This window comes from Magnetospirillum fulvum, assembly GCF_900108475.1.
GTDB classification, from domain to species: domain Bacteria; phylum Pseudomonadota; class Alphaproteobacteria; order Rhodospirillales; family Magnetospirillaceae; genus Phaeospirillum; species Phaeospirillum fulvum_A.
Genome location: NZ_FNWO01000003.1, coordinates 53,252 through 75,447 on the forward strand (window position 1 = coordinate 53,252; position 22,196 = coordinate 75,447).

The 22,196-nt window shown below is 62.6% G+C and carries 18 protein-coding genes and 1 tRNA gene; 14 read left to right on the plus strand and 5 right to left on the minus strand.

Annotation, left to right across the window (positions count from 1 at the left end; translation table 11 throughout):
- The first annotated feature begins 136 nt into the window (after positions 1-136).
- Positions 137-1,858: a carbamoyltransferase C-terminal domain-containing protein gene (locus BLW40_RS04230; protein ID WP_074765900.1), complete on the plus strand. Its 1,722-nt coding sequence runs from the start codon at positions 137-139 to the stop codon at positions 1,856-1,858.
- Positions 1,859-1,903: 45 nt separating this feature from the next.
- Here BLW40_RS04230 and pyk read toward each other — a convergent pair whose 3' ends face one another.
- A complete protein-coding gene (gene pyk / locus BLW40_RS04235; RefSeq protein WP_074765902.1) occupies positions 1,904-3,346 on the minus strand; it encodes a pyruvate kinase in 1,443 nt (480 codons plus the stop codon).
- A 114-nt stretch (positions 3,347-3,460) separates the two neighbouring features.
- Here pyk and BLW40_RS04240 point away from each other — a divergent pair, with 114 nt between their 5' ends.
- A complete protein-coding gene (locus BLW40_RS04240) occupies positions 3,461-3,946 on the plus strand; it encodes a hypothetical protein (protein WP_083386612.1) in 486 nt (161 codons plus the stop codon).
- A gap of 99 nt (positions 3,947-4,045) precedes the next feature.
- Here BLW40_RS04240 and BLW40_RS04245 read toward each other — a convergent pair whose 3' ends face one another.
- From BLW40_RS04245 to fliN, 4 genes are all read right to left on the minus strand, one after another.
- Complete coding sequence (locus BLW40_RS04245; RefSeq protein WP_074765904.1) at positions 4,046-4,636, minus strand: hypothetical protein; 591 nt, start codon at positions 4,634-4,636, stop codon at positions 4,046-4,048.
- A gap of 210 nt (positions 4,637-4,846) precedes the next feature.
- A complete protein-coding gene (locus BLW40_RS04250) occupies positions 4,847-6,010 on the minus strand; it encodes a hypothetical protein (RefSeq protein WP_074765906.1) in 1,164 nt (387 codons plus the stop codon).
- Positions 6,011-6,173: 163 nt separating this feature from the next.
- Complete coding sequence (locus tag BLW40_RS04255) at positions 6,174-7,259, minus strand: cobalt-precorrin-5B (C(1))-methyltransferase (protein WP_074765908.1); 1,086 nt, start codon at positions 7,257-7,259, stop codon at positions 6,174-6,176.
- A complete protein-coding gene (gene fliN, locus BLW40_RS04260; protein WP_002726472.1) occupies positions 7,246-7,533 on the minus strand; it encodes a flagellar motor switch protein FliN in 288 nt (95 codons plus the stop codon). The genes BLW40_RS04255 and fliN overlap by 14 nt, the downstream gene beginning before the upstream one ends.
- Positions 7,534-7,776: 243 nt before the next feature.
- Here fliN and BLW40_RS04265 point away from each other — a divergent pair.
- The 12 genes from BLW40_RS04265 to BLW40_RS04325 all read left to right on the plus strand — a co-directional run bounded on the left by BLW40_RS04265 (position 7,777) and on the right by BLW40_RS04325 (position 22,179).
- A tRNA-Thr gene (locus BLW40_RS04265) sits at positions 7,777-7,852 on the plus strand.
- Positions 7,853-8,534: 682 nt separating this feature from the next.
- On the plus strand, positions 8,535-9,596 hold the full coding sequence (locus BLW40_RS04275; protein ID WP_074765910.1) for an N-acetylneuraminate synthase family protein: 1,062 nt from the start codon (positions 8,535-8,537) through the stop codon (positions 9,594-9,596).
- A gap of 12 nt (positions 9,597-9,608) precedes the next feature.
- Positions 9,609-10,133, plus strand: coding sequence for a KdsC family phosphatase (locus BLW40_RS04280; protein WP_074765913.1), 525 nt, complete (start codon positions 9,609-9,611; stop codon positions 10,131-10,133).
- A 14-nt stretch (positions 10,134-10,147) separates the two neighbouring features.
- Positions 10,148-10,966: an SDR family oxidoreductase gene (locus BLW40_RS04285; protein WP_074765915.1), complete on the plus strand. Its 819-nt coding sequence runs from the start codon at positions 10,148-10,150 to the stop codon at positions 10,964-10,966.
- 25 nt (positions 10,967-10,991) lie between these two features.
- Positions 10,992-12,446 (plus strand): aldehyde dehydrogenase family protein, encoded by a 1,455-nt coding sequence (locus BLW40_RS04290; RefSeq protein ID WP_074765916.1) that lies wholly within the window; start codon positions 10,992-10,994, stop codon positions 12,444-12,446.
- On the plus strand, positions 12,446-13,246 hold the full coding sequence (locus BLW40_RS04295) for an acylneuraminate cytidylyltransferase family protein (protein ID WP_074765918.1): 801 nt from the start codon (positions 12,446-12,448) through the stop codon (positions 13,244-13,246). Before BLW40_RS04290 ends, BLW40_RS04295 begins: the two co-directional genes overlap by 1 nt.
- Positions 13,246-15,159: a transketolase family protein gene (locus BLW40_RS04300; protein ID WP_074765920.1), complete on the plus strand. Its 1,914-nt coding sequence runs from the start codon at positions 13,246-13,248 to the stop codon at positions 15,157-15,159. Before BLW40_RS04295 ends, BLW40_RS04300 begins: the two co-directional genes overlap by 1 nt.
- A 26-nt stretch (positions 15,160-15,185) precedes the next feature.
- Positions 15,186-16,853 carry a capsule biosynthesis protein gene (locus BLW40_RS04305; protein WP_211656712.1) on the plus strand — a complete coding sequence of 556 codons (1,668 nt, stop codon included), beginning with the start codon at positions 15,186-15,188 and terminating at the stop codon, positions 16,851-16,853.
- A complete protein-coding gene (locus BLW40_RS04310) occupies positions 16,850-17,968 on the plus strand; it encodes a glycosyltransferase family 4 protein (protein WP_170834520.1) in 1,119 nt (372 codons plus the stop codon). The genes BLW40_RS04305 and BLW40_RS04310 overlap by 4 nt, the downstream gene beginning before the upstream one ends.
- A gap of 485 nt (positions 17,969-18,453) precedes the next feature.
- Positions 18,454-20,178 carry a capsular polysaccharide export protein, LipB/KpsS family gene (locus BLW40_RS04315; RefSeq protein WP_139305489.1) on the plus strand — a complete coding sequence of 575 codons (1,725 nt, stop codon included), beginning with the start codon at positions 18,454-18,456 and terminating at the stop codon, positions 20,176-20,178.
- A complete protein-coding gene (locus BLW40_RS04320; RefSeq protein ID WP_170834521.1) occupies positions 20,159-21,520 on the plus strand; it encodes a glycosyltransferase family 4 protein in 1,362 nt (453 codons plus the stop codon). Before BLW40_RS04315 ends, BLW40_RS04320 begins: the two co-directional genes overlap by 20 nt.
- Entirely contained in the window at positions 21,517-22,179 is a 663-nt protein-coding gene (locus BLW40_RS04325) for an acyltransferase (RefSeq protein ID WP_074765925.1), read from the plus strand. Before BLW40_RS04320 ends, BLW40_RS04325 begins: the two co-directional genes overlap by 4 nt.
- The last annotated feature ends 17 nt before the right edge of the window (positions 22,180-22,196 follow it).

Here is a 22,196-nt window from a genome sequence, read left to right on the forward strand (position 1 = left end):
ACACGGTGCTCTGGCTTTTTCATTGCCCCTCGCCGGGCGCGGGCATCCGCCCGCTTGGCCGCGGCCGCAAGGGCCGCTGATCGCCGCATGCGTCACATTTGACGCACGCGGCTCTAGAGACTGATGAAAGACGGCGATGACGTGCATCCTTTCGATTCATTGCGGAATCCATGACTCGGCCGCGGCTTTGCTGGACGGCTATCGTGTCGTCGCCGCGATTCAGAAAGAGCGTCTGAGCCGAACCAAAAAGGATGGTGGTGCGCCGCACGAATGCGTTGCCGAGGTGCTGGCGATCGGTGGCGTCACCCCGGCCGAGGTCGAGGCCGTCGTGTTCAGCCGGGGCGAATTCCCCCGCGAATTCTACAAGACCGATCTGTTCCGCCGCTGGCGCGACACGGTCAAGGGCCGTTCGGGCACTCGCGACCTGTCGACGGTGTTGGCCAAGGCCGGTCTGCTCGATCCGGCCCAGGTGCTCGACATCCGCAAGGTGCTGCACTTCTACGGTCTGCCCCCGACGACGAAGGTATTTTTCGCCAATCACCACGCCGCCCATGCGCTGCCTTCGCTGTTTTTCACCGATTGGGACGACGCGCTGCTCTATACCGCCGACGGCGCGGGCGACAATGTCAATTACAGCCACCGTGTCTTCAAGAACGGGGCGCTGACCACCCTGTTCGGCGATGATCGCTGGCTTCACCGCGCCTACCGGATCGACAGTCTGGCGCGGGCCTATGCCAATGTGACCGAGGCACTGGGCTTCCGCCCGCTCCATCACGAGGGTAAGGTCACCGGGCTGGCCGCCTATGGCAAGCCGACGATTGCCAAGGATTTCGCCGCCCATTTCACGATGGACCAGGACGGACTGTTTTCCAGCGATTTCGCCGATGGCGGGGTGATGCGCGACGCGTTCATGGCCCTGTGCGAGGGGCAGACCCGCGAGGACGCCTCGGCCTCGATCCAGACCTTTGTCGAAGAGGCGATCGTCGGCTCGATCTCGACCCTGCTGGAGCGCGAAAAGGTCACCCGGCTCGGTCTGGCCGGGGGGCTGTTCGCCAACGTCAAGCTGAACCAGCGGCTGGCCGAGACCTGCGGCCTCAAGGAAGTGTTCATCGTGCCGCCGATGGGCGACGAGGGGCTGGTGATCGGCGGCGCGCTGCAATTCCTGCTCGAGCGCGACGGCTTCCAGGTCTGGCTGAAGCAGCGCTACCGCCTCGACAATGTCTATTGGGGCCGGGCCTTTGGTGCCGTTACCGGATCGCGTTTCCGCGATTTCAGCAGCCGGATTCACCGGGTCGATGGTGCGCCGGTTCCGGTCGCCGCCGATCTGCTCGCCGAGGGCAAGGCGGTCGCCATCGTCTCGCAGCGGATGGAGTTTGGTCCCCGCGCGCTGGGAGCCCGGACCATCATGGCTTCGCCGCAGCGCCGCGACATCAACGATTCGCTTAACACCCGGCTCGACCGCAGCGAGTTTATGCCGTTCGCGCCGGTGATCGCCGAGGAAGACGCCCGCGATGTGTTCGACGTCACCGACGTCAACGCCTATGCCTGCCGCTTCATGACGATCACCTGCAACGTCAAGCCAGAGTGGAGCGAGCGCATTCCGGCGGTGGTCCATGTCGATAACACGGCGCGGCCCCAGGTGATCCGTCGCGCCGACAATCCGCTTTATTACGACATTCTGGCTGGGTTCAAGGCCAAGACCGGGCTGCCCGCCGCCGTCAATACCAGCTTCAACGTCCACGAAGAGCCGATCATCAACACGCCGGAAGAAGCCGCCCGCGCCCTGGTCGATAACCGGATCGATTATCTGGTGACCGAGGACGGCGTCTATGGGGTGACCCCCGCCGCTGAGGCGTAAAAGGCTCCCCCTCTCCATCGGCGAAGAGGGGGAGAGCAAGCCGGTTTAGACTGCGGCCGGCGGTTCGATCTCGGCCACCCGCAACATGTTGGTGGTGCCCGACAGACCGAACGGAACCCCGGCAGCGATGACGACGCGGTCGCCGGGAACGGCGAAATCCTCGCTCTGGGTGACGTCGATCGCCTTTTGCACCATTTCGGTGAAGCTGCGGACGTCCTTGGCCATGATCGAATGGGCACCCCACACCAGGGCGAGCTGACGCGCCACTTCGATATCCGAGGTGACCGACAGGATCGGCTGTTCCGGCCGTTCGCGGGCGACCCGCAACGTCGTCGAGCCCGACGAGGTGAAGGTGACGATCGCGGCCGCCTTGATCGTGTGGGCGACCTGACGGGCGGCGGCGCTGATCGCATCGCGCGAGGTCGGATCGGGTTGGATCCGCGAGGCGTCGGCGATCACCGCGTAATGTTCGTCCTGTTCGACCTGCTTGATGATCCGGTTCATCATCGTTACCGCCTCGACCGGGAAATCGCCGGCGGCGGTTTCGGCCGACAGCATCACCGCGTCGGCACCGTCATAGACGGCGGTGGCGACGTCCGAGGCCTCGGCCCGGGTCGGCGAGGGCGAGTGGATCATCGAATCGAGCATCTGGGTTGCGACCACCACCGGCTTTCCGGCCTGACGGCAGGCGCGCAAAATCCGCTTTTGCAGGATCGGCACCGTCTCGGGCGGGCATTCGACGCCAAGGTCGCCGCGTGCGACCATCACCGCGTCGGACAGTTCGATGATGTCGTCGAGATGCTCGATCGCCGAGGGCTTTTCCAGCTTCGACAGCAGCCGTACCCGCGAACCGACATGGGCCGACACCAGACGGCGCGCTTCGGCGACGTCGCCCGGCCGCTGGACGAAGCTGAGCGCGATCCAGTCGGCCCCGTGTTCGACTGCGAATTCGAGGTCGCGCAGATCCTTCTCGGTCAACGGGGAGATCGGCAGCATTACGTTGGGGACGTTGACCCCCTTATGGTTCGACACTTCGCCCCCGACCAGGACCCGGGTGTGAGCGAAATCGTCACCACGATGCTCGACCCTGAGGCGGATGCGGCCGTCGTCGATCAGCAATTCACAGTCGGCCTGAAGGGCGGCGAACACTTCGGGGTGGAGCAGGGGCGCGCGTTCCGCCGTGCCGAGCGTCGGGTCCATGTCGAGGCGAAACGCCGTCCCGCTTTCGATCCGGACCCGGCCGTTGACGAAATCGCCGACCCGCAGCTTTGGCCCCTGAAGGTCGGCGAGGATGGCGATGGGACGTCGCATCTTTTCCTCAAGCGCACGGATGATATCAATCCGGGCCTGATGGTCGGCGTGGCTGCCATGGCTGAAATTGAGGCGGAACACGTCGGCACCGGCGACGAACAGGCTTTCGATCGCCTGTGCTGTCGATGTCGCCGGACCCAGCGTGGCGATGACCTTGGCATTCCTGTTGCGTCGCATCGAGAATCCTTATCTTTTACATCGATTTTCAGCCCAGCATAACAAGGGCCGATAGGGTAGGATATCCCAACCCGGTTAAGGAATTGCGTCGAATCGGGGACAGCGGCCGGGGAAATGACGGTCTTGATGCGCTTTATCCGGTTTGGTCTCGCCTTGTTCGCCGCGTTTGCCTCCGCTCCCGCCGTCGCGGCCGAGATCGTCGGCAGCCGCATCTTTGTCGAAACCGCGTTTCCTCCCACCACCGCCGAACTGAAGGCGGCGCGGAAATGGGCGCCCGAACTGTTCAGTCAGGCCGAAGCCGCCGGGCGGCCGGTGACGGTGCGGGTTGCCCGGTCGGGCCGCACCCTGATGATCAGCCTGGAATCGGTCGCGATTTGCGACCGGGTGCGGGCCTGTCCGCTGTTGGTGTTTCGTGACATCACCAAATCGCCGGTCTATCGCGGCGGTGCGTTCCAGAATCTGATCCTCGATTATCGCGAGACCGGCACATGGCTGATTTTGCGGGTGTGGGAGACCACCACCGAATGCCGGATCTCCGACGTGGCAAAGGCGATCTGTCGCCCCGTCACGCCGCCCGCTCAGGGGCCGACCGGGCCGTGAGGGGCCGCCCGCCGTTTGAGGGCCCGGCCGGATCGGGCTCGATCCGGCCGGTTTTTCCAATCAGCGCAGCTTTGGCCCAAGGGGCCTAGATGTGAAGTCTCAGGAGGTTGCCCATTCGATCATGGCCAAAGTCTGAAGATTTCGCTCCATTTCTTCACGTTGTACAAGATTCTGATGGCGAAAAGCCCAACCAATTTGGAGAATATCCCCGATGATACGTGCGACCAACTTCGCAATCTCAGGAATTCCAGTCACCTCGATAGACCAGGCCTTCGGCTCAAAATGCACGAATTGGTTCCGCATATCCTTGTGAAAGCGGCGCAACCAACACAGATCAGATTCGCTGATTGCGACACCGGCAGCGTTACTGGGATCCTCTGCCCAATGCGGTTTCCGCACGGCTGTAAGCAGGTCTGGAAACGCCATCAAAAGGGTTTTGGGCCGTTTCTCATTCGGATTAGCAAAATAGGCCAGCCACTTGGCGGCGTTGCCCTCGGTGACGGCACCCACCGGTGCCGCAGTCGTAGTGAGATGGCATACGCACGCGCCCTGTAGTGCCGAATGCAACGCGATCACCACCCACTTCCATGCTTGGCGATCCTCGCCTATAAATTGAGCTGCGCGTATGGCGTGGCGGATCGATCCCGCGACGTCCTCTGCCTCGTCCGTCCGAATCCAATTCTCAGCCATCGGTGCCTCGCTGTCATTTTGCAGGTGGCGAGCATAGACTAACCGGTTGTGTTGTGAACATATGGTCGCTTTCGGCTGGCGGGCTAGCGGACTTTAATGACCGAAATGAGATCGCTAGGCCCCTCATGGCGCGGGAGGCAAGGGTTTCGGAGAAACCCGCCCGGCGAGTGTGGGTCCGGCCGGATCGGGCTCGATCCGGCCGGCTTGTAATTACTGCGGCAAACTGTCGTAGAAGCTGGCCAGACCGGGGGCGGCGCGGCGGCGGGCGGCGTCGCTGCCGCTGATCGTCTGCAACAGCCGTCGCAGGAACATCCGATCGCATTTCGGCAGTTCGAAGAACGCCTTGATCGCCAGCATGTCGCCCGCCCGCTCTGGCAGGTCGCGGATCGTCCGCAGCATTCCGTCGCGCAAGGCGCCTTCGCGGGCTTGGTCGGCGCGGCTGGCGGGGGTGAATTCTTGTTGATAGAGCAAGGTGATACCGCGCCAGGCCTGGGTCAGCATCTCGGCGTCCCACCGGATCACCGCCTGGAGCAACGGTATGTCGGCCACGGTGGGCGGGACAAATCGGTCTTTAGCGGCGGCTTCGGCGAACAAGGCCCAGGGATCGTCCTTCCGCTTGGCTTTGGCCCCGATCCCTTCGGACGGATAGGCGGCCCAGCGCGAATCCCAGGTCGATAGGATCGGATTGTCGCGTTCCCCCGACTGGAGGATGCCAATCAGCCGGTTGGCCCCGTTCTCGCGCCAGTCACGGCGGTTTTCCAGTTCGCGGATGCGCCGGAAGGTACGGAGATCGGGCAGGACGTGGCGGCGCAGCAGGGTTTCGTAGCAGGCCGCAAAGCCGGGGGCGAGCAGGAATGGAACCGGGACATGGGGGCGCAGGCTGGCGTGAGTGGGGGCGACCGCGATCGCCTGGAGCGCCTGCCGGGCGTAGCGGGAGAGGCATTCGTCGAACAATTGCTTGAACGAGGAGAAGACGATCTCGCCCTCGCTTTCGCTCTCCTCTTCGGGCGGCGGCGGGGGAGGCTTGACCTCCACGGGGCGCGGCTTGGGCCGGGGCAGATATTTCGAGGCAAGATCGGCCAACAGCCTGCGTTCGCCGCTCGATTGCTCCGCTGTGCCAGGGGGGAGCAGGGGGGTGAAGTCCGCTTTAGCGGCGGACGACAGTTTCTCGGCACCCAGTTTCATCAGCGCGCGGTCGAGGATCGCCTTGAACACCGCCTCCAACTCGCGTTCGCTTGCCCAGCCCGCGGCAGCCGAGTCGATCAGCGTCATCCGCCGCAGCACCAGGAGCTGGGTGACCGTCAGGCCCGAGGTGACACCGAGCAGGTCGCCGACCTTGCGCTCAAAGGTCGATTCACGGCTTGAAGCAATCATCTGGTTCGCGACTCCGTCCGCGTAAAGGCCGAAATGGCCCTTCTTCGGTCGATGGGGCGCGGATGATGTCACTTGCGCCCCGGTTCGGGCAACTAGACCAAGGTTGGAGCGGATCACTACCCTGAACAGGGGCTTACCGGCGCGCGGTGCCGATTCGCCCGGATCAGGCTCGACTGTTTCCGACCAGACCGCCCTGGCGGTCGAACGCCAGGACGTCAAGGTCGATCTCGGGCCGGTCGAGGGTGGCGCGGGCGACCGCTTCGGCCTCGCGGGCGATGGCGTTGCCAAGCGGCAGGCCGGACTCTTGGGCCAGTTCAAGCACTTCGAGCGCGGTGTTGGCGGCGGCGGCGCGGGCGATCAGTGCCGGTCCGGCCCCCAACCGGGCCAGATCGGCCGCGAGCCGGGCCGGATCGACCTGACTGCGCTTCGAATGGAGGTCCAGGTGACCGGCGGCTAGCTTGGTGATCTTGGCAAAGCCCCCGGCAATCGTGACCCGGGCCACCGGATGGCGGCGCAGATAGGTCAGCATGCCGCCCGCGAAATCACCCATGTCGATGATCGCCTCGGGCGCAAGGCCGTAATGGCGCACCACCGCTTTTTCCGAGGTATTGCCAACGCATCCGGCGATGTGGTTGATCCCGGCGGCGCGGGCGACGTCGATACCGCGCTGGATCGAGTGAATCCAGGCCGAACAGGAATAAGGCACAACGATACCGGTGGTACCGAGAATCGAAATGCCGCCGAGGATGCCGAGGCGGGGGTTCCAGGTGCGGGTGGCGATCCGTTCCCCATCGGGCACCGATATCTCGATCTCTAGATCGGCGATCCCGGCGGCGGCGGCGACCAGGCCCATCAATCGCCGTGGCACCGGGTTGATTGCCGGTTCGCCCACCGCCAGCGGCAGTCCGGGCTTGGTGACGGTGCCGACGCCCTCCCCGGCGCGAAACAGCAGGCCGCGTCCGGGCTCGCCCCGGCGCAGGGTGGCGACGATGGTGGCACCGTGGGTGACGTCGGGATCGTCTCCGGCATCCTTGATCACGCCTGCCCGCGCCCAATCGGGACCGGCTTCGGAAAAGGCCAGCGCGAAGGACGGAGTCTCGCCCCGGGGCAGGGTGATTTCGACCGGATCGTCGAAGCCGTGGCCGAGCAGCGCCCCGAGAGCGGAGCGGGCGGCGGCGGTGGCGCAGGCTCCGGTCGTCCACCCCGTGCGGAGCGGCTTGTCCGGATCGGTCGGGTCAGTCGGCGGCACGTTTCAGGACTTCGGTGATGGTGACGGCAAGGTGATCTTCCACCACCACCACTTCGGCGCGGCAGATCCGCTTGCGGTTGACATAGAGATCGACCGGATCGTTGACCTTGCGGTCGAGTTCGACCACCGCGCCGCGGCCCAGCTTCAGCAACTGGGCGATGGGCAGCGTTGCGGTTCCCAGCACCGCCGACAGTTCGACGGTGACGTCGTAGACCGCCTCGCGGTTATCGGTCAAACCCAGGGCGGCATTGATCGCGTTGTCGGTATCGGCCATTTCGCGCTCCGCCAGTCGTTCGTTCGCCCCCGTCGGGCCCGTGGCGACCGGCCCTGCAACCATAGACTATTTCGCTGTGGCGATGAACTCCCAGGATGACGGCGGCGGCGGCCTGCCATGGTCCCGGCAAAATTAGTGAAAAAACCGACGAGAAGGGGCTTGCGCACCGGGGAGCCCTATGGCATAAAGCGCGCCTCGCCGCTGACCGGTTCCACCGGCTGGTGACGAGAAAAAAGTGACGATGCTGCCGTAGCTCAGTCGGTAGAGCGTACCCTTGGTAAGGGTAAGGTCGAAGGTTCGATTCCTTTCGGCAGCACCACTTTTATACTTAAATATCAAGATGTTGCCGCAGGCCGTACCGCAAGGGAACGGCCTTTTGTTTTTTTCGGGTAAGCGCGAGGCGGTAAATCATCGCTACGGTTCCCGTCAGAAAGCAAAGCTTGCCCCTCCTCCCCACGATCCCCTTGACGCCCTCCAGCGCATGGGGTTTGTTTTGCACAAACGCCAACCCCTGCCCGTCGCCCAGCAGGGGTGGTGGTGGTAGAGGTCGGCCGCATCGGGGTGGTGGCAATGCTGGGTCGGATATTCATCGCGCCGCCCTCCCGCTCTCCGTCGCCGCGGGGAATTGTGCTTCGGCAAGCGTCTCCAGTTCCCGAACACTGGCTGACTGACGGTCAAGCACCCATTTCAGCCCGCGCCAGGGGGAAACGAGACGCTGTTGTTGGTCTCGGCGTTCCGGCATCGGTTCGCCACCAGTTCGACCAGTCCCTCGGAGGCCTCTGCCATAGTATTCAGCGGAGATCGCTTCCACATGAAGGGGGGATTCGAGGATGGGCGCATCGGTCGTTGTCATGGCCTTGGGGTTGTTCTGTACGTGGCTAAAGATATGTTCCCGTTACCGTTGCTCAGACAAGATTGCACGTCTATAGTGATTGCCGTCAACGATTGTGCCGCCTTGGTTGGCCAGCGAGTGATTTGCAGCGTGATCGAAGGGGAGTTTTATGCGCGAGCTTTGTGTTGACGCTATCAGGATCGCTGACGATACTGACTGCTACGTTATCGCCGAAATTGGGCATAACCATCAGGGTGACCTGGAAAAGTGCAAGCAGCTTTTCCATGCCGCTCACGAATGCGGTGCCAATGCAGTGAAGCTGCAAAAGCGTGACAATCGCAGCCTGTTCACCAAGGCGATGTACGACAGCGCCTACTCCAGCGAGAACGCCTACGGCGACACTTATGGCGCTCACCGCGAATTCCTGGAATTCGGCGAGTTCGAGTACAAGGAGCTGCGCGCCTACGCCAAGGATCTGGGCATCAGCTTCTTCTCGACCGCCTTTGATTTCAACAGCGCCGATTTCCTGGAAAAGCTGGATATGCCAGCCTACAAGTTGGCCTCAGGCGATCTGACCAACATTCCTTTGATGAAGCACATCGCCAGTTTTGGCAAGCCCATGTTCATCTCAACCGGTGGTGGCAGCATGGAAGACGTGCGCCGCGCCTATGAGGCGATCATGCCCATCAATCGCCACCTGTGCATTTTGCAGTGCAGTGCCGGTTATCCGCCCGAGTACGAAGAGCTGAATCTACGGGTCATCGAGACCTTCCGCGCCGAGTTCCCCGATATAGTCATCGGCTTCTCTTCCCATGATTCCGGTATCGCCATGGCCGTCGCTGGCTACATGCTTGGCGCGCGGGTGGTCGAAAAGCACTTCACTCTCAACCGCGCATGGAAGGGCACGGACCATGCCTTCTCCCTGGAGCGGCCGGGCCTGCAAAAGATGGTCCGCGATTTGAAGCGCACCCGCTTGGCCATGGGCGACGGCATCAAACGCCAATACGAAAGCGAGAAGAAGCCGCTTCAGAAGATGTCGAAGAAGCTGGTTGCCGCTCGCGATCTGGAGGCCGGTCACGTCCTGACTCGCGCCGACTTCTGCATAAAGTCGCCCAATGACGGTTTGCCGCCCCACATGATGGACGACCTGATTGGTTTGACTCTGGCTAAGCCGTTGAAAGAAGACGATAACTTCGCCATGGATGTGTTTGCGCAAGCCCCGGTGGGCTGAGGTTTGCCGCCCATGTATATTGCGTCGGCCAATCCCTCGCGCGAAGTGATAGGGTCCATCCTAGGCCTCAGGATGGTGCTTTTTGACTTCGATGGCGTGTTCACCGATAATCGTGTCTGGACCTTCGAGGATGGGCGCGAAGCCGTATCCTCCTCAAGGTTCGACGGAATTGGCCTGCGTCGGCTGGAACGGTCCGGCGTGGTGCCGTTCGTGTTGTCCACCGAGGAAAATCCGGTGGTGTCGGCACGGTGTCGTAAGCTGCGGATCGCTTGCGTCCAGGGCAGCGCCGATAAGGGGGCCTCACTGGACCGTTTGCTGGAGGAACACGGCCTGACCGAGCGTCAGGTCGGCTTCCTTGGCAACGACGTTAATGACATTCCCTGCCTGACCCGCGTCGGGTTACCCATGGTGGTCTCCGACGCTCACCCGGATGTCATTTCCTACGCAATGCTGCGCACCAATACCCCGGGTGGTCACGGTGCCGTGCGCGAGGTTTGCGATTTGATTGCCAAAGTGCGCGAAAGCCACGACATCTAAGCGAAAGTGACGCCATGTCCAGGGATGTATTTCAGATCGCCAACCGGGTGGTCGCCGTCACCGGCGGTTTGGGCCAACTGGGCCATCAGTTCGCGGCGGAACTGCATCGACGCGGGGCCAAGGTCGCCGTCCTGGACATCGACATGTCCGCCGAGCGTATTGCGGCGCGCTATTCGGGTGCCGCGAACGAAGACGGCTGGATGTTCGTCGAGACCGATGTTACCAGCAAGGATAGCTTGCGCGCGGCTCTGGCGGCCATCGAGGCCAAGTGGGAAACCCCCTTCGGCCTGGTGAACAACGCCGCCTTGGACTCGCCGCCCTCTGCCCCGGCCTCCGAGACCGGGCCGTTCGAGGACTACCCGGAAGCCTCCTGGGACAAGGTGATGGAGGTCAACGCCAAGGGCGTCTTCCTGGCTTGCCAAGTGTTCGGGGGTGCCATGGCTGCGGCTGGCCGTGGCTCCATTGCCAATATCGGCTCCATCTACGGCGTGGTGTCGCCCGATCAGAGCATCTACGAATTCCGCCGCCGCAATGGCGAGACCTTCTACAAGCCGGTGGCCTATTCCGCTTCGAAATCGGCGCTGTACAACCTTACCCGCTACCTCGCAACCTATTGGGGGCCGAAGCGCGTTCGGGTCAACATCCTGACTTTCGCCGGGGTGTTCAACAATCAGCCGACCGAGTTCCTGGAGGGGTATCATCGCAAAGTGCCCATGGGTCGTATGGCGCGCGCTGACGAGTTCAACGGGGCAGTGGTGTTCCTTATGTCGGATGCGTCCTCGTATATGACCGGAGCGGAAATGACGCTTGATGGCGGTTTCACCGCTTGGTAATCGATTATTAGAGAGACCGTCCGCCATGCTCGCTTTCCCGAATTTCGCCGCCAATTGGATTGCCGGCCTTCCCGTGGCCGCCCAGTCGGGCGAATCCTTCCCCAAGTTTTCCCCCCATGACGGGGCGGGGCTGTGCACCGTCGCGCGATCCAATATCGATGACGTGGCGGCGGCGGTCGCTGCCGCCCGCGCTGCCCAGTTGGGCTGGGCCGCTACTCCCGCAGTGCAGCGCGGCGCCATCCTTCATGCCGTCTGCAATGCCTTGGAGGCCCGTGCTGGGGACCTTGCCGCCGTGGTTGCCGCCGAGACCGGCAAAAGCCCGAAGGACGCCCTGGGCGAATGCGGCGGCGCCGTCGCCCTGGGCCGGTTCTATGCCGGCGAGGGCCAGCGGCTGTACGGGCGCACCACCACTTCGGGCACCCCCAACAAATACGCCATGACGGTGCGCCAGCCCTGTGGCGTCGCCGCCCTTATCATCGCCGCCAATACGCCCATCGCCAATGTGGCGTGGAAGGTGTTTCCCGCCCTGATCTGCGGCAATGCCGCGGTTCTGAAGGCGGCCGAGGACACGCCGACCACCGCCCATCTTTTCGCCGAGATCGCCCATGCCGCCGGCCTGCCAGCGGGCGTACTGAACGTCATCCAGGGCCTGGGCCAAGAAGCGGGCCGTCCCCTGGTGGAGCATGACGGCATCGACGTTCTGTCCTTCACCGGCTCGACTGCCGTGGGCAAGTGGATCGCCGAGACCGCCGGTCGGCGCCTGCTCAAGGTGTCGCTGGAACTGGGCGGCAAAAATCCATTCGTGGTGTGCGAGGACGCCGATCTGGACAACGCGGTCAAATGGGCCATGCTGTCGGCATTCTCCAACGCTGGCCAGCGCTGCGCCGCCGGCTCGCGCCTGATCGTGGTGGACGCCGTCTATGATCGCTTCCGCGATCTGCTGGTGGAACGGACCAAGGCTCTGAAGGTCGGCAATACGGACGATTGCGATTTCGGACCCGTCATCAACGAACGTCAGATGACCAACATGCTGACGGTGGTGGAGCGGGCCCGGGCGAGCGGAGCGACCATCCTGACCGGCGGCCACCGCGTGGGCAACGCGGGCTGCTATGTTGCCCCGACGTTGGTTGAAGGCGCCGCCGCCGACGTGGAAATCTCGACCTGCGAATTGTTCGGCCCCATCGCCACTCTGCACCGGGTCAAGGGCTATGCCGAGGCGCTGGAATTGACCAATCGGTCGGATTACGGCCTGACCGCGTGTATCCATACCCGCTCGTTCGACCGCGCCACCCATTTCGTTCACGCGGTCCATTCCGGCGTGGCGGTGGTCAACGCCGGTACCTACGGGTCCGAGCCGCATATGCCGTTCGGTGGCGTCAAGCAATCGGGCAATGGCTCGCGCGAGCCGGGCACCGAGGCGTTGGACATCTATACCGAGTTGAAGGATATTTATCTCAACGTCGATCCCCGGGGGGTGTGATGGTGGGGTCTCCCCGCGCTGTGGCACTGATCCCGGCCCGCTCGGGATCGGTCCGCGTCCGCCACAAGAATATCCGCACCCTGAACGGCCATCCGGTCATCGCCTATTCCATCCGCGCCGCCATTGAGTCCGGCGTGTTCGCGTCGGTGGTGGTGTCCACGGATTCCGAGCTTTATGCCGACATCGCCCGTCACTACGGCGCCGAGGTTCCGTTCTTGCGACCGGCCGAGTATTGCGGGGCCACCAGTCCCGACATCCAGTTTGTCCGCCACGCGCTGGAAGCCTTGCAAGACGCGGGACAGCATTTCGACGCCTTCTCCATCCTGCGGCCGACCAGCCCGTTCCGCCTGCCTGAAACCATCCGCCGCGCCTGGGGCGAATTTTTGGCAGCCGAGGGTGCCGACTCGTTGCGCGCGGTGGAAAAATGCGAGCAGCATCCCTGCAAGATGTGGGTGGTGCGCGGCCAGCGCATGCATCCGCTGATTCCGTTCGGGCCAGCGGAACAGCCTTGGCACTCCAGCCAGTATCCGTCCTTGCCGGAAATCTATGTGCAGAATGCCAGCCTGGAAATGGCTTGGAGCCGTGTCGCCCTAGCCAATCCGCCGACCATTGCTGGCCATGTGCTGGTGCCCTTCCTGACCGAGGGTGCCGAAGGGCTCGACATCAACAAGCCGAAGGATTTGTGGGTGGCGGAACAGATGATCGCTTCGGGTGAAGCGCGGCTGCCGACAATCACCATTCCTGCGTTTCGCGTGCCCGATGGCCCCGAAGCTCGCGTGATCCATGGAGACATAAACTGATGGGCGACCTGATTACCGATGCTGTCGAGGGCACTCTGTACTATGTGCCGCGCAGCGAGATCGCGCGGATCGTCGGCCTGAAGATCGACCCAGTCAAGCGCACCGAAGCGTTCGCCACCCTGGCTCGGCTGAACACCCTTTACATGGTCGCCCGTGCCGGCTCGGGCCATCTGGGGGGATCGTTCTCCAGCCTCGACGTGCTCGCCTGGTTACACCTGGAAGAAATGGACGACAACGACGTCTACTTCTCGTCCAAGGGCCATGACGCCCCCGGTTGGTACGCCACGGTCATCGGCTTGGGCCGCATTGCCGAGGATAATCTGCATAAGCTGCGCCGCCTTGGCGGCTTGCCCGGCCACCCCGATGTGGGCTTCCCCGGCATCGTCACCAACACCGGCTCGCTTGGCATGGGCATTTCCAAGGCCAAGGGCATGGTGGTCGCCCGCCGTTTGCAGGGTAAACCGGGCCGCATTTTCGTCACCACCGGCGACGGCGAGTTGCAGGAAGGCCAGATTTGGGAATCGCTGGGGTCGGCGGCCAACCATCACATGGACGAACTGACCGTCATCGTCGATCACAACAAATTGCAGTCCGACACCTTGGTGAAGAATGTGTCTGATCTGGGCGATGTGGCGGCCAAGTTCGCGGCGTTCGGCTGGCATGTGGAGCGGATCGACGGCAACGACATGGTCCAGGTGGCCCAGACCTTCCGCAAGCTACAGACGGTAACCGGAAAGCCCAAGGTCATCATCGCCGATACCATTAAGGGCAAGGGTGTGTCGCTGATGGAGCACACCGCCATGGAATCGGACGTGGAATATTACCGCTTCCATTCCGGCGCCCCCGATGGCGGAACCTATCGCACCGCCGCTCAGGAACTGATCGCCCGCGTGAACGCTCAATTGACCGAAATGGGCGTGCCGCCGGTGGCCTTCGAGACGGTGGAGGCCCCGACCCGCGCCGCTCCCCCCGCCGGGGTTCAGCGTCTGGTCGGCGCCTACTCCGCGGCTCTGCTCGAGCATGCGGGCAAGTTGCACAATCTTGTCGCCCTTGATGCCGACCTGATCCTGGACACCGGGCTGATCCCGTTCAAGAACGCCTATGGCGAGCGGTTCATCGAATGCGGCATTGCCGAACAGGACATGGTCAGCCAGGCGGGCGGCATGGCGCTGAATGGCTTGCTGCCGGTGGTTCACTCCTTCGCCTGCTTCCTGTCGGCGCGACCCAACGAACAGATTTACAATAACGCCACCGAACGCACCCACATCGTCTATGTGGGGTCGCTGGCCGGCGTCGTGCCCGGCGGTCCCGGCCATTCCCATCAGGCGGTGCGCGACATCGCCGCCATGAAGGGCTGCCCCGAACTGGCCATGATCGCCCCGTGCACCGAGGCCGAGGTGGCCATGGCGGTGCAGTGGGCGTTGACCCGCACCTCGCGCAACGCCTATGTGCGCCTGGAATCGGTGCCGTGGTCGGTGCCGTTCGCGCTTCCCGCCGATTACCGCCTAGAGTTGGGCAAGGGGTGCGTGCTGACCGAGGGAACTGACGCGGCGCTGTTTGCCTATGGACCGGTGATGCTGTCGCAGGCCCATGCCGCCGCCGCCCTGCTGAAGGCCCAGGGCATCGGCCTGAAGGTGATCGACCTGCCGTGGCTCAATCGCGTGGACGCCATCTGGCTTGCCGACGTGGTGGCCGACGTCCGGCGGGTGTTCACCTTGGACAATCACTATATCGAGGGCGGGCAGGGCGAGACCATTCTGGCCGCCATGGCCGAGAACGGCATTGCCATTCCGGCAACTCGTTTCGGTTTGGAAGATATCCCCTGCTGCGGCACCAATGACGAGGTTCTGGGTGCCCATGGTCTGGATGCGCAGTCGCTGGTGCGACGGATCACTCAGGTGCTTGGTTTCTGATGGCGTTCAATAGGATCAAGGGGCTCTTGAAGGAAGCCAAGTGGTTTCGTCCGCTTCGGTTGGCCAATTTGGAGAGGCGGCTGTCACGCTCCTTGCCCGATTGGACACGTTTGCTGTCGGCCGCCGATGTGGAGGCACTGCACGGGCCGGTGACCGGCCGCCGGGTGCTTATCGGTACCAGCGTCGGCATGCACCTGTCCATCAACACCCTCGACAGCCTTCTGGCCGTCGCCTTGGTCGCGCGCGGTGCGCAGGTCGAGGTGCTGCTGTGCGATGGTGTCTTGCCCGCCTGTATGGCTTGCGAAAGCAATTGGTTCCAGGGGGGAGTGCGTTTCCTCGAAAGCGGACCTTCAGAGCTGTGCCGCATGTGCCCCACCTATGCCGAGCGCATGTACCGTCGGCTTGGCATCCCGGTGCGACGATATTCCGAAAGCCTGGACGATGCTGATCGGCAAGAGGCGGAGGCGCTGTCACGGCAGACGCCCTTTGCCGAAATCCCCCGGCTGGTGGTTGATGGCATCGCCATCGGCGAGCAGGCAATGGCGGGCACCTTGCGTTTCTTCGCCCGCAGCGATCTGGACGACGAACCCGAGGGCGAAGCCGTCCTGCGCCGCTATGTGGAATCCGCCTTCCTGACCGCCCGCATGGCCCGGCGCCTGTTGGCCGAGGGCCGCTATGACGTGGCGGTGCTGCACCACGGCATTTACGTGCCGCAGGGCATTTTGGCCGAATGCGCACGTCAGTCGGGAACCAGGGTGGTCACCTGGAATCCCGCTTATCGCAAGCGGTGCTTCATCTTCAGCCATGACGACACCTATCATCACACGCTGATGAACGAGCCGGTGGAAATCTGGCGCCACATGCCTTGGTCTGAAGGTCAGGATCAGGGCATTAGCGATTATTTGCGCAGCCGCTGGAGCGGCAGCCGCGACTGGATCAATTTCAATGCCGCGCCCGATCAGGACTTCGATGCGATCGCCACGGAATTCGGCCTTGATCGGCAGCGCCCCATTGTGGCCCTATTTACCAATGTGGCCTGGGATGCCCAGTTGCATTACCCGGCCAATGCCTTTCCCACAATGCTGGACTGGGTGAAAGACACCATCGCCTATTTCTCCACCCGCCCCGACCTGCAACTAGTGATCCGCATTCACCCCGCCGAAGTCACTGGCGCGTTGCCGTCGCGCCAACAACTGATGCCGGAATTGGCCAAGGCGTTTCCCGCGCTGGCGGAAAATATAAAGGTCATCCCGCCCGCAAACCGCGCCAGTTCCCACGCCATCGCCAACCAAGCCGATGCCGCCCTAATTTATGGCACCAAGATGGGCGTGGAATTGACCAGCATCGGCGTACCGGTCATTGTCGCTGGCGAGGCCTGGATCCGCAACAAGGGGGTGACCCTGGATGCTTGCAGCCGCGAAGGGTACTTGACCCTGCTAGATAGCCTGCCTTTGGGCGCGCGCATGTCCGCCGATCAGGTTCAGCAAGCGCGGCGCTATGCTTTCCATTTCTTTTTTCGCCGCATGATACCTATAGAGGCGGTGCGGCCGACCAAGGGGTGGCCGCCCTTCGTCGTGGATGTGCGTAGCCTTGCCGATCTCGCGCCCGGAGTGTGCCGCGGTCTGGACGTGATTTGCCGGGGGATCCTGGACGGGGACGCGTTTATCGACCCGGCAGAGAGGGACTTCCCGTGACGGACCTCAATCTTTTACTGTGGCATTGGGGGCGGCGCGGCGGCGGTCCGAAAATCACGCTGGAATTGGCCCGCGCTCTGTCAGCCCTCCCCAATGTGAACGTCCATCTGTCCCTCTCGCGCCAATCCGAAGCCTATGAGGAAACGATGGCGCTGGGCTTGCCGGGCTTCCACGTGGACACCTATACGGACGTGCCGTCGGCTTTGGGTGCCATGTTTCGTCTGCCCGCCATCCGCTCGGCATTCGCCCACTATCTTCGCGACCACCGCATCGACATAGTGGACTGCACGATGTCGCATTTATGGAATCCGCTGTTCCTGCCGCTGATGCGACGCATTCGGATTCCCTATGTGTTGACGCTGCACGATGCCATTCCCCATCCCGGAGAAGGCTATGGGGTGCGCGGGGCCATGATCCGCCACGAGGTTCTGCGGGCCGATCACCTGATTACGCTGTCCGAGCATGTGAAGAGCCAAGCCATCCGAGACCTGTCCTATCCGGCGGACCGCATCGACGTCATTCCCCATGGCGTCTTCAGTTGGGGCGAAGCCAAGCCCCGGTCTTTTCCCCGCGACCGCCCGTTCCGTCTGCTCTTCTTTGGGCGCATTCACCCTTATAAGGGCCTCGACCTTCTCCTCGACGCTTACAAGCAGATGAGGGCGAAAGGATTCCCGGTGGAACTCTTGGTCGCTGGCCCCGGCGACATTTCTCCATACGCCGAAGGTCTTGCCACCGAGGGCGTGCAGGTGGACAACCGGTGGATTCCTGTGGAAGAGATTGAGGGGATTCTGCGATCCGGTGATCTGATGGTTCTGCCCTACGTGGAAGCGAGCCAATCGGGTGTTGCTGCCACCGCCTGCGGTGCGGCATTGCCGGTTGTGGCGACGCCCGTGGGCGGCTTGAGCGAACAGGTGCAGGACAAACGGACGGGCCTCCTGGCCGCAGCCCCTCCGGCCTCAGCCTTGGTCGATGCCATAACCATTTTTCTGCAGGACCCGTCTTTCTACGAATCCTGTTCGCGCATGGCGCTTGAATACGCTGCCACGGACCTTGCGTGGCCAGTGATCGCGTCCAAAACCCTTGAGGTCGTGTCGGGGCTTGTTGAGAAAAACTGACATGGACAATCTCCCCCAGGAGAGCTTTGTGTAACCGCCAACCCCATGATTCTTTAGAGTAAATTTGGCTATGGCGGTGTTTCGATGCGGCGTGACTTGCGGTAGATGAGCCTTGCGGACGGCCTGGTGAATCGCAGCCCTCGTACCCGGTCCTGACGCGGGTGAAGTTGCTGCTTCTTCAGCAGTGATTTCACAAGGAAATCGCCATGATTTAGGCGCTGACGCCCCATCCCCACGGCACCGGACCGCCGTTTTCAGGCCGATAAGCCGGTCAATGCCATACCCCGGGTCGTTGCGCGAAGCTCTCCAGATCGATCGAAATCCGCTCTAAACCTGCCGAACATACCGGAGATCAATACGCCGACGGCGCTATTACACCAATCCACAAGAGACGATATCAAATCCACAGAAGACGATATCAAGGTGTTGCCTTCGTCCTGGGTGATTGATACCAATTCCCATTCCTTTGCCATGGCCAGACCAACATGCCGCAGTTTTTTAAAAATTGGTTTCGCAACAGCCTTAAAAAATTTGTCTGCGACAGCGCAAATCAACCGCAGCATCCCTTCCTGCGCCCTGATTTTTTGCCCGACTGGACTGCCTTGCTGGCCAGCCGACCTGATCTTTGGCAAGACGCCCTGAAGCGCGCCGAGAATGGGCCGCGCGTGCTTATCGCCTCCAATGTTGGCGGGCATGGCCCGGTGAGCGTGGTGGAAAGCATGCTGGCAGTCGCCCTGACGCTACGCGGTGCTAAGGTTCATACCCTGTTGTGCGATCAAGCCCTGCCGGGCTGCATGCGGGCGCAGTACGATTCCAACGCCAAGCCTAAGGAACTGATCGAGTATAATTTGCAGCAAGTGTGCAAATACTGCTTCAAGCGCGGCACGCAGGTCTTTTCCCCGCTTGGCCTAAGCCATCACCGCCTTAGCGAATTGCTGACAGCGGCGGAGAAAGCCGAGGCCAAACGCATCGCCGACAGCGTTCCCGCTGTTGATATGAAGTCCTTCCGCTGGCAGGGGTTGTCGGTGGGCGAACATGCCCTGGCCGGGGCCTTGCGCTATTATGCGCGCGGCACGCTGGAACCCGGCGACCGCGATGCCGAGATCGTCACAGCCCGTTACCTCGAGGCGGCGCTGCTGACTGCTTTCGCCACGCGTCGCCTGATCGAGCAGGAAGGCATTGGCCACGCCGCTTTTCACCACGGCATCTATATTCCTCAGGGCATCGTCGGCGAGGTGTGCCGCAAGCACGGCGTTCACGTCTCCAACTGGGTGGTCGCCTATCGCCGCAACACCTTGATCTTCAGCCACGACAATACCTTTCACCAGACCATGCTGGACGAGCCGGTGGAACAGTGGAAGTCGCTGCCATGGACCGATCGGCACGAGGAACAGGTGGTTTCCTATCTGCGTAGCCGCTGGCATGGCGGCCGCGACTGGATTTATTTTCACGAGAAGCCCGACGAGGATTTCGACAAATTTGCGGCCCAAACCGGCATGGACCCGAACAAGAAAACTATCGGCTTGCTGACCAACGTGTTCTGGGACGCGCAACTGCACTACAAACAGAACGCTTTTCGCGACATGCTCGAGTGGGTGGTCAAGACTATACGGTGGTTCGAAACCCGCCCAGACTTGCAGCTTCTGATCCGCATTCACCCCGCTGAAATCCGTGGCACGGTGAAATCGCGCCAGATTTTGACCGACGAGATCGCCAAGGCCATTCCCAAACTGTCGCCCAATATCTTCATTATCGGAGCAGACAGCCCGGTCAGCACCTATGCCGCAATGTTGAAATGCGACAGCGCCATCATCTATGGCACCAAGACCGGGGTGGAGTTGACCAGCATCGGTATTCCGGTGATCGTGGCCGGAGAAGCCTGGATACGCAACAAGGGACTCACCTTCGACGCCTCCTCGGAGGCCGAGTATTTCTCGCTGCTCGACCGCCTGCCGCTGAACCAGCGGTTGGACGAGGCGACAGTGGGCGAGGCGCGTAAATACGCCTATCATTTCTTCTTCCGCCGCATGGTGCCGTTGCCCTTCGTTGTCCCGATGGACAAGGCGCCGAACTTCCGCCTTGAGGTCGACTCGCTGGCCGATCTGGCGGCTGGCGTTCATCCCGGGTTGGACGTGATTTGCGATGGCATCGTCGATCCCGCCAAGCCCTTCGTCTACGAGGCGGAAAACCTTGGCCTGCACGATGATTAATGATCAGGCGAACATGACGGGGACCTGCATGCAGGCACATGACGGCGAGCGCATTCGGGTGGCGGTGAACGCCTTGCTCGACCCGGACACGGCTGGCGGTGTCGAATCTTCGGCACTGTCGATTATGCGCTATTACGTTGAACGACCAGAGGCGGTGCACCTGGACATCCTGGCTCTCCCCACCTTTCGTTCCCGTTTCTGCGAAATCATGGGACCCCATCATGAGGTGCGGTGCTGGGAAGGTGGGCAGGATCGCCCCATCCTGCCCACCATTGGCAACCGCTATCTGCGCATGGTGCGCCGCTTCGCGGGTCCCTTCGGCGCAACGATGGATCGGGCATTAATTGTCCGACGCACGCGTCAATTCGCGTGCGAGCTGGGAACGGCGGCGGCCAACGACGCCGCCTTGCGCGCCCTCGGGGTTCAGATCGTCCATTTCCCCTACGGCTCCACCTTCCCCACCACTCTGCCCTACGTTTACGAGCCGCACGACATCCAACACCGCCATTATCCCGGGTTTTTCACCCCGCGAGAGGTGGAATGGCGAGACCGAGTCTATGGCGACGGGTGTCGCAATGCAGCCATGTGCGTGTGCGGCAGCCAGTGGACAAAGAACGACATCGTCAGCCAATTCGGAGTGAAGCCCGAGCGAGTCGCGGTCATTCCCCGTAGTTCCTACAATGCGCGGGTGCCGGTCGGCGAAGGTCGGCGGCGGGAAATTCTGGCCGAACTCGGCCTGCCTGACCGCTTCGCATATTACCCGGCGATGACTTTTCCCCACAAAAACCATCATCGGCTGTTCGAGGCTCTGGCCCGGCTGCGCGATCAGCACGGCATCGTTCTGCCCCTGGTGATGAGCGGCCGGTGGCACCAGCCGAGCCGCCTGACTCTGGAAACCGCGCTAGATACCTTCCAACTGCGCGATCAGGTGCGCATGCTGACCGTGGTGCCGGATGAAACCCTTTCGGCGCTTTTTCAATCGGCGTGGTTCATGGTGTTTCCGTCGCTGTTCGAAGGGCTGTCGCAATCACTGCTCGAAGGCTTGCATGTGGGTTTGCCCATCATCGCCGCCCGGCAGACCTCGATCCCCGAGACGGTGGGCGACGCCGCCTTGCTGTTCGACGGGCTGGACGTCGCGTCGATCACCCACGCGCTGCACCGCGCCACCACCGAGGAGGCCCTGCTGCGCGACATTGCCGACCGTGCCGCGCCCTATTATACCCGCTATTCCTGGGACAAGGCGGGGCCGACTTTGACCGCCGTTTATCGCCACATCCTGGGCCGCCCCCTTGGCGACGAGGGCCGCGCCTTGGTCGAAGACGCTATTGGGGCCAGCTTATGAGGCGCAACATCGAAGCCACCGACCACGCCTTCGCCAGTGGTCCCGTCTATCTGCGCATCAATTCCTTCCTGCGGGCACTGCGCGAGACCCGCAATTTCCGGAACGCACTGCTGGTTCGGGCGGTGTGGAAGCAATTTTGCCGCTCGGGCCAATTGGCCGAGACGGTGCGGTTGGGCGCGGGCGCGCGGGTGGTCAACCTCAACAACTCCGAAGCCCTGACCATCGGCCGCGACTCCGTCATTCGCGGCATCCTGCGCCTTGAGCGTCAGGGTATCATAGCTATCGGCGAGAGTGTCTATATCGGCGATGCGAGCATCCTGAGCGCGATGGAGCGCATCGAAATCGGACAGGGCACCCTGGTCGCCCACAATGTCCAGATATTCGACAACGACAGCCACCCCATCAATGCCGAGGATCGGGTGAACGATTTCCGCAAGAAGCTGGGCTACAAGCTGCCCCGCGCGGTGACCATTGCCCACGCCCCGGTAAGCATCGGCGAACGCTGCTGGCTGGGCATGAACAGCATCGTGATGAAGGGCGTTACCATCGGCAACGATACCATCGTGGCCAGCGGCAGCGTGGTCGTGACGGATTTGCCGCCCAGCGTCATCGCGGCCGGCAATCCTGCGCGGGTCGTTAAAGTAATCGCCCCATCCTGATCATGCGGCAGGAAGGC